This window comes from Xylanibacter muris (assembly GCF_013166605.1).
Lineage (GTDB): Bacteria > Bacteroidota > Bacteroidia > Bacteroidales > Bacteroidaceae > Prevotella > Prevotella muris.
This window is the reverse complement of record NZ_JABKKF010000013.1, coordinates 68,108-76,661: the sequence shown is the minus strand read 5'-3', so window position 1 is coordinate 76,661 and position 8,554 is coordinate 68,108. Positions and strand designations below refer to the sequence as shown.

Below are 8,554 nucleotides of genomic sequence, written 5' to 3'. Positions count from 1 at the left end.
AAGCCCATGGAGCCCACCAAGCACCAGTATGACGTGGACACAGAGACTGTGATCGGTTTCCTTCGTGCAAATGGTCTTGACAAGGATTTCAAGGTGAACATCGAGGTTAACCATGCCACTCTTGCCGGCCATACTTTCGAGCACGAGCTTGCCGTGGCAGTAGACAACGGCATGCTTGGTTCTATCGATGCCAACCGCGGTGACGCGCAGAACGGCTGGGACACAGACCAGTTCCCCATCGACAACTACGAGCTGACCCAGGCCATGATGCAGGTTATCCGCAACGGTGGTCTTGGCAACGGCGGTTCCAACTTCGACGCCAAGCTCCGTCGCAACTCTACAGATGCCGAGGATGTCTTCATCGCCCACATCAGCGGTATGGACGCTATGGCCCGTGCCTTTCTCAACGCAGCGGCGATACTCGAGGAGAGCGAGCTTCCCGCAATGCTTAAGGAGCGTTATTCAAGCTTTGACAGCGGTATCGGCAAGGACTTTGAGGATGGCCGTCTTAGCCTGGAGCAGATTTACGAGTACGGCAAGAAGGTTGAGGAGCCGAAGCTCACCAGCGGCAAGCAGGAGAAGTATGAGACTATCGTATCTCTCTATACGAAGTAATCAATATTGAGCTATCGTGATTTAAAATGTATTTCCCCCTATGCCTATGATTGAAGAGTAATCAGAGTTGTAGGGGGATTCTTTCTTTTATTATTTGAGGCAGTCATATACTGTTTTTATACTCATTGTCTGTTATTAATAATTATAGGATTATTTTTAGGTTATTTTGCGGAAAAGGCCCTGAGAACCGTTGATGAAACATATTTGAAAGTAAATGAGACATATTTTAAAATGTTGGGATTATTAGAAAAATGATGTAGACATATTAAAATGTTTTAAATACTGATGTTTTATAACTTTGCAGAAATAACAATCTTTCTTTAATAATCTTAGTGAGGATTCTGACTGACTTTGATATTTTGAGAAAATAGAAACTAACAATCAAATAAGAAACATGAAAACCGAAAAACAATTCATGAGAAGAAGCCGACATTGGCTGTTGGCCGGTGTCGTGCTGATGGCAGGCACAGTTGGGCCGACGTCTTGTTCGGAGTATGACTTGGATGAGGAGACACCCGCAGGATGGGGGGCTTCCATTTACAGTTGGCTCGATGATCAAGGCGATTACACCAATACTGTGCAGATTATCCGAGATCTGAATTACACGAATGTGTTGGGCAAGACAGGTTCAAAGACTCTGTTTGTTGCGGACGATGCCGCTTTCGGACGCTTCTATGCCAACAACACGTGGGGCGTGAGGAGTTACAAGGATTTGACAGAGTCGCAGAAAAAGATGTTGCTTTTTGGCAACATGCTTGACAACTCTATGCAGCTCAACAGCCTTTCAAGTGTCGAGGGACCTATCGAGGGCGAATGTATGCGCCGTTTTGCATCAAATTCGCCTTACGACTCCATTATGGTGCTTGATTCTGAGCACATGCCAGATAACCGTTATTGGAAACCATACAGGGAAGCGGGTAAGATTGTATGTATGGGTGACAACTCGACGGTGCCTTTGATACATTTCGTCGAGAAGATGCTTGAGATGAAGCGTATCACCAACGATGACTACAATTTCCTCTACAATCATACCACTGACCGCAAGCCGGGTGATGCCAGTGTCAACGGTGTGCAGGTTGAGCAGCCGAACATCAAATGTTCGAACGGATTCATCCATAGGATGGCCGAGGTGGTCACGCCCCTGCCGAATATGGCGGAGATTATTGCCCGCAAGGAAAACGTCAGCCAGTTCAACTCATTGCTGGAGCGTTTCTGCGCTCCTTATTGGGTGGGTGAGGAGATGAACGTTAGATATAATGATATGTATGGAACAAGCGACTCACTGTTCCAGAAGCGTTTCTTCTCCCAGAAATCACAGAAAGGAGAGAATCTTAATCTTACCCCTGCCAATACGCCTGTAAGCGGACAGTTGCTGTTCGATCCCGAATGGAACGCCTATTATGCCGGAAACAATGATCTCGGAGGCAATGTCGCGATGGAAAGAGACATGGCTGTGATGATGGTTCCGAGCAACAAGGCAATGGACGAATATTGGAACACAGGCGCAGGCCGTGTGTTAAAAGACTACTACGGCTCATGGGACAATGTTCCGGACAATGTTGTTGCAAAGCTTATAAACAACAACATGCTTACATCCTTTATCTCTTCGGTGCCTTCAAAGTTCGAGGACATCCTCAACGATGCCAACGACCCGATGGGTGTCACGGTTGAGTCAGTGGATTCCGTATGGCTCGGATGCAACGGTGCCGTTTATCTTACCGACTGCGTATATTCCCCTACGGCATACGTGAGCGTGAGCTTCCCGGCGCTTATCAACGAGACCATGAATATCCTGAACTGGGGTATCGAGCAGTTGCAATATAATGTATATCTGAATTCACTTAACTCTTACTATAGCTTCTTCCTGCCTACGAACCATGCTATGCTTGAATACATAGATCCGTGTTCGTACGGAAAGAACAAGACCCAGCTCTACCGTTTCCATTATGACCCGACCAAACCGGAGAGCGACAGGGTTTGGGCTGGCATATTCAATTATGACATAGAGACAGGCGAGGTGCTCGATTCCATAGGCCGTGCGTCTACCGATCAGGTAAAGAACAGGCTTAACGACATTCTCAACACACATATAGTAATAGGTAATGTTGAGGACGGCAAGACATACTACCGTACGAAAGGCGGCACGGAAATCCGTGTCAACAACGTTGCGGCAGGTGTCGGAGGCATGACCGTTGAGGGCAGCTATCAGATAAACGAGGGGCGTCCGCTCGTGGTTGCGGATATATATGACCAGACAGAAAAAGGTAACGGCAAGACATATATACTCGACGGAGCGCCTATCATGGGTACAAGACATACTGTGCGTGACGTTCTTGCGAGCCAGGAAGAGTATTCCGCTTTCCTTGATCTTCTTGACGGAACAGGACTCATCGAACAGATACACCTTAACCGCAACGCATGCGGAGGTGACAATATATCGACATTCAACACCTATCACTATACTGTGTATGTGCCTACCAATGAGAGTATAAGGGCACTGCAGCAGCAAGGCAAGCTTCCCACATGGGAGCAGGTCGAGGCATGGGAGGAGGCCGGTCTTACAGCAGAGAAGACCCGCGACTCTCTTGCGATAGTAGACTTCGTGAAATATCATTTGCAGGATAATGCCCTCTTTATCGGGGCGACCGCTGAGAGCGGCGATTATGAGACTGCGCTGATAAATCCGGAGACAGGACGTTTCCACCGTCTTACATCAAAGTTGGATGAAAACGGCATCGTTATACGCGACGAAGCGGGAAACACACGTCACGTGCTCATTTCAAATGAACGGCTTTACAACCGTATGGCCCGTGAGTATCAGTATGATGGCATAGACAAGACACAGGCAGGCCGTATAGAGACAACGTCATCGGCAGTGGTACATCTCATTGACCAGCCGTTATTAATAAAGAACTAAGAGTTAAAGAATAATTATGGATACCAAGATAAAAAAAGTACTGTTGTACTCCTGTATGGGGCTGTGCTTCTGTCAGGGTGCCATGGCACAGAAGGCCGGTGACATTGTCAGCGGAACAGTGACTGATGCTTTTGGGCCGGTAATGATGGCGAATGTGGTTGAGCTTGATGCGGCGAACCGTATTGTGGCATCTGCTGTAACAGACATGAACGGAAACTTCTCGTTCAAGCTGAAGAGTCCGAAAAACCGCCTGCGTGTATCTTTCGTGGGATATAAGACAACGACATTGCCTATAAACAAGACAAAGTTTTCGATAAGGCTTTCAGACGCCACACAGATAAAAGAAGTGACGGTGACATCACGCCGCAGGGCACAGGGCTCCGGACTTGCCGTGCCTATGGATGAAATATCAACCTCACGTCAGAGTATAGATATGGCAGAGTTTGAAGGACTGGCCATAACCACTGTCGATGAGGCTCTCCAGGGACGTATCGCCGGACTTGATATTGTGGCAAACTCAGGAAACCTCGGTTCCGGAACATCAATGCGTCTGCGCGGTGTTTCGAGCATCAACGGCTCGAGCGAACCGCTTATTGTTGTCGACGGCAACGTGTGGGAGACAAATGCAAACGACTTTGACTTCCAGTCTGCCAACGACGAGAAGTTTGCCGAACTGCTTAATGTGAATCCTGACGATATCGAGAGCATTTCCGTGTTAAAGGATGCCGCGGCAACGGCCATTTGGGGTTCACAGGGCGCAAACGGTGTGATAGAGATAAAGACAAAGCGCGGTGTGCGTGGCCGTACAAGGGTTGCGTACTCTTTCCGTCTGACAGGTACATATCAGCCTGAAGGATATAAGATGCTCAACGGTGATGAGTATACCATGTTGCTTAAGGAGGAATATTTCAATCCGCGGCTCAGCAACGCCACGAGTGATATCCCGGAACTTAATTACGACCCGTCGTTCTCTGAGTATGAGATGTATAATAACAATACCGACTGGCTGAAAGCCGTAAAGCAGACCGGATGGCGACAGAACCATTCGCTTGCCCTTACCGGTGGAGGCGAGAAGGCGAAGTTCCGTATTGCTGCGGGATATGACCATGAGACAGGTTCTATCATCAAGCAGCAGCTCGACCGTTTCACCTCACGTGTGAACCTCGACTATAGCGTGAGCGACCGTATAGCGATAGAGACGAACATCGCGCTTACTTACACCAAGAACAAGAAAAACGCCTCCGACCTTCTGGCCACGGCATACGTGCGCATGCCTAACGTATCTATATACGAGCAGGACAGAAACGGTAATGATCTCGGAGAGTATTACAACATGCTTCCGTCGATATCCGGGGCGTTGCGTGACCAGCTCGACCACATGAATCCGGTGGCGGTGGCCCATCTTGCGAAGAATGACGAGACGAGTTATAATATCGTGCCGGAATTCAAGCTGAAATATAATCTGCTCGGACTGACCGACGATAAGACAAAGCTCACATACGAGGGAAAGATCGTGTTCAATATCTTCAACAAATATGAGGATATGTTCATGCCGTCTTCGCTTAATACACGCGGATGGAATGACACACAGAACAAGCAGAGCAACCGTACAACGGCAAACTCGTCCAAGAGTCTTGGTGTGACCACAACGCATACCCTTATGTTCTTCCCTCATTTCAATAATGAGGACCACTCTTTGTCAATGATGTTGCGCGGTCAGCTTACAGACGGTAATTCAAATTCACAGCACACCGTCACATGGGGACTGCCTTCGGGAAGCATCACAAGTCCGGGAGCGCCATCGCTTATAGCGGAGATGAACACCGGAAGCGGACAGTGGCGCAGCATATACTTTACGTATTCCATGCACTATTCATATAAAAAGCGTTATGCATTCGACTTCTCGGTACGTCGTGACGGAAGCACGAAGTTCGGTCCGGACCAGCGTTGGGGTAATTTCCCGGCCGTGTCTTTGCGATGGAACATAAGCAGGGAGCCATGGTTCCAGAAAGCGCTTCCCTGGGTATCGATGCTTTCAGTGCGTCCGGGATGGGGTATCGTAGGTAAGCAGCCCAACGCGGAGTATCTGTATTTCAGCAAGTATGCCAACGGTGGAGGATATATGAGCGAGGGTAGTATACATCCGCAGAACATACAGCTTAAGAATCTCAAATGGGAGCAGGTTGAGACATACAACCTCGGTGTCGATTTCGGATTCTTTGACGAGCGTCTTACGGGTAATGTGGAAGTCTATGCAAAATATACCACCGACCTGTTGATGGCCAACAGGGGTATTCCTACGTCTTCCGGTTTCCCGAACCTCGCCTATCAGAATGTAGGTAAGATGAAGAACATCGGTTGGGAGTTCAATATCAACGGTAACCGTATTGTGAAGGCAGGAAAGTTCGGTCTCGACTTCAACATCACTTTTGCAAACAACAAAAACCAGATTACCGAGATGGAGGAAACGTGTCTTTCCACGCTCAACACAGAGTTTAACCGCGGCAACGGCTCATACCTCTCACGTGTAGAGTTGAACCGTGCATTGGGAAGTATATACGGTTTCCGCTATAAAGGCGTTTATCAGTATTCTGAATATTCCGAGACGGAAGTACCGGGCGTAAGCGGTCCGAATGCTCCTGTAGTACGCGACGAGAACGGAAAGGTGTTCCTTGACGAGAATAACAGGACCAAGCCCATGACATTCTGCTACGGTACGTCTGCCGAATACGAATTCAAGGGCGGTGATGCCATCTATGAGGATGTTAACCATGACGGACAGATAAACGAACTCGATATCGTATACCTCGGTTCTTCCTTGCCGAAGGTTACCGGAGGTTTCGGTTTCAAGTTGTCTTGGGGACGTCTTACATGGAACAACCAGTTCAACTTCCGTTTCGGCAACAAGATCATTAATGCGGCCCGCATGAATGCCGAGAATATGTATACAAACAACAACCAGAGCCGTGCGGTGAACTGGCGTTGGCGCGTGGAAGGTGATATCACTGAGATACCCCGTGCGCTACGTCAGACAGGTTACAACTGGCTTGGCTCCGACAGGTTTGTGGAGAACGGTTCGTTTGTACGTCTGAACTATACACAGCTGTCTTATTCATTTGAGCCTAAGTTTATAAAGAAAATAGGTTTGAGCATGCTTAATGTATATTTGTCTGCAAACAACTTGTTCTGTCTTACAAAGTATTCGGGTGCCGATCCTGAGGTTTCTTACGGTTCGCTTGGACTTGTGACAGATAATGCCAAGACACCGCGTGCCAAATCATTCACATTCGGTCTTACTGTACAATTTTAAATGATTAGGATATGAAGAAGATAAATAATATAATAATAGCACTTAGTGCGTCATTTGGATTGACAGGCTGTTCCGACTTCCTCGATATCCTGCCTCTTAATGATGTGGTGCTCGAGAATTTCTGGACGGAGAAAAGCGATGTCACCAGTACGGTGAACGGGTGCTACGAGGCACTTGAAATAAGCGACTGTATCAACCGTCTCGGACTTTGGGGAGAGATTCGTTCTGAGAACATGCGTATTGGTACGAATGTTCCTAATGAGGTGAATGAGATTCTTAAGGAGAACATTCTTTCATCGAACCCTTATTGCAACTGGTCATCGGTATATACGGCTATAAACCGTTGCAACACGGTATGTCATTATGCTCCGGGAGTGCATGCCATCGACCCTAACTATACCGAGGACGAGATGAGGTCCGACATAGCCCAGGCGTCAGCGCTGCGCTCGTTATGCTATTTCTATCTTATACGTACTTTCCGCGATGTTCCGTATTCCACACAGCCGAGTATAGACGATACACAGAATTTCAAGATTCCGGCATCTTCATTTGATGCTGTGCTTGATTCATGCATCACAGACTTGGAGAGAGTGAAGGATTATGCCGTACGCCGCTACTATGCCGACGACAGCAACAACGCATATAAGAACTCAAGCCGCATAACACGTCCGGCAATATATGCGTTGCTGGCCGATATGTATCTCTGGAAAGGCGACTATGATAACTGCATACGCTATTGCGACCTTGTGCTCGACTTTAAACGCGAGCAGTACAACGACCTTGTGCTACGTTACGGCAAGCCGAACAATATTGCCCTTTTCGGTGATATTCCGATGATACTTGACAAGCCTGTGGGCAGCACGACTTGCGGAAACTCGTATTATGAGATATTCGGTGAGGGCAATTCGTTTGAAAGTCTCTTTGAACTTTATTTCATTACAAATAACTCTCGGCAGAACACGTGGACAGGAAAGTTCTATAGCAACGAGAATCTGTCGATTGGGCATCTGAGCGCTCCTGACTTCCTGCGTAAGGATGTGGCATTGGGAAACCATACTATTTTCAAGAAAACAGACGCCCGTGCCTATTCAAGCGTAATGGGTGACGGCACACGTTATATGATAGGCAAGTATGTATATTCGAGAGTCGATTTCAAGAATCAGAATATCACATCTGAGAAAGACCTTGGACTTGTCCTGACATACACGAGAAGTCCTGAAAAGTCAAACTGGATATTCTACAGAATGTCTGATGTGATACTTATGAAGGCGGAGGCCGAGATCGAAAAAGGCGGTGAGGACGGCTATGAGAGAGCTTTCAACCTTATCAATGTCCTGAACAAGCGTGCCAATGACGTGACCACTACGTCACGTTCCGATACGTTGAAGATGGCCGACTATGTGTCTTCAAAGGAGACAATGGAGGAACTGTTGCTCGCAGAGCGCCACCGTGAGTTCTTGTTTGAGGGTAAACGTTGGTTTGATCTGGTAAGGTTTGCACGTCGTGACGGCAACAATGATCGTCTTGTGACTCTTGCCTCACGTAAATATTTGGAGAACGTGAACGCCATAAAGATAAAGCTGGCCAATCCGAACATCATATATTTCCCATACGCAAAGAGCGAGCTTAAGGCCAATCCGTTCCTTAAGCAGAATCCGGCTTATATGACAGGAGAAGATTCTGAGTTGACCAAGTAAAACAACAGAGATATT

At 47.6% G+C, this 8,554-nt stretch carries 4 protein-coding genes; all 4 read left to right on the top strand.

Annotation, left to right across the window (positions count from 1 at the left end; all coding sequences use genetic code 11):
* A partial coding sequence (locus tag HPS56_RS11610) for an apurinic/apyrimidinic endonuclease family protein (RefSeq protein ID WP_501981710.1) occupies window positions 1–615 on the top strand: 615 nt, incomplete at its 5' end.
* 415 nt (window positions 616–1,030) lie between these two features.
* Complete coding sequence (locus HPS56_RS11605) at window positions 1,031–3,532, top strand: hypothetical protein (RefSeq protein WP_253952460.1); 2,502 nt, start codon at window positions 1,031–1,033, stop codon at window positions 3,530–3,532.
* A gap of 16 nt (window positions 3,533–3,548) precedes the next feature.
* On the top strand, window positions 3,549–6,842 hold the full coding sequence (locus tag HPS56_RS11600; protein ID WP_172276759.1) for a SusC/RagA family TonB-linked outer membrane protein: 3,294 nt from the start codon (window positions 3,549–3,551) through the stop codon (window positions 6,840–6,842).
* Window positions 6,843–6,853: 11 nt separating this feature from the next.
* Window positions 6,854–8,539 carry a RagB/SusD family nutrient uptake outer membrane protein gene (locus HPS56_RS11595; protein WP_172276756.1) on the top strand — a complete coding sequence of 562 codons (1,686 nt, stop codon included), beginning with the start codon at window positions 6,854–6,856 and terminating at the stop codon, window positions 8,537–8,539.
* Window positions 8,540–8,554: the final 15 nt, after the last annotated feature.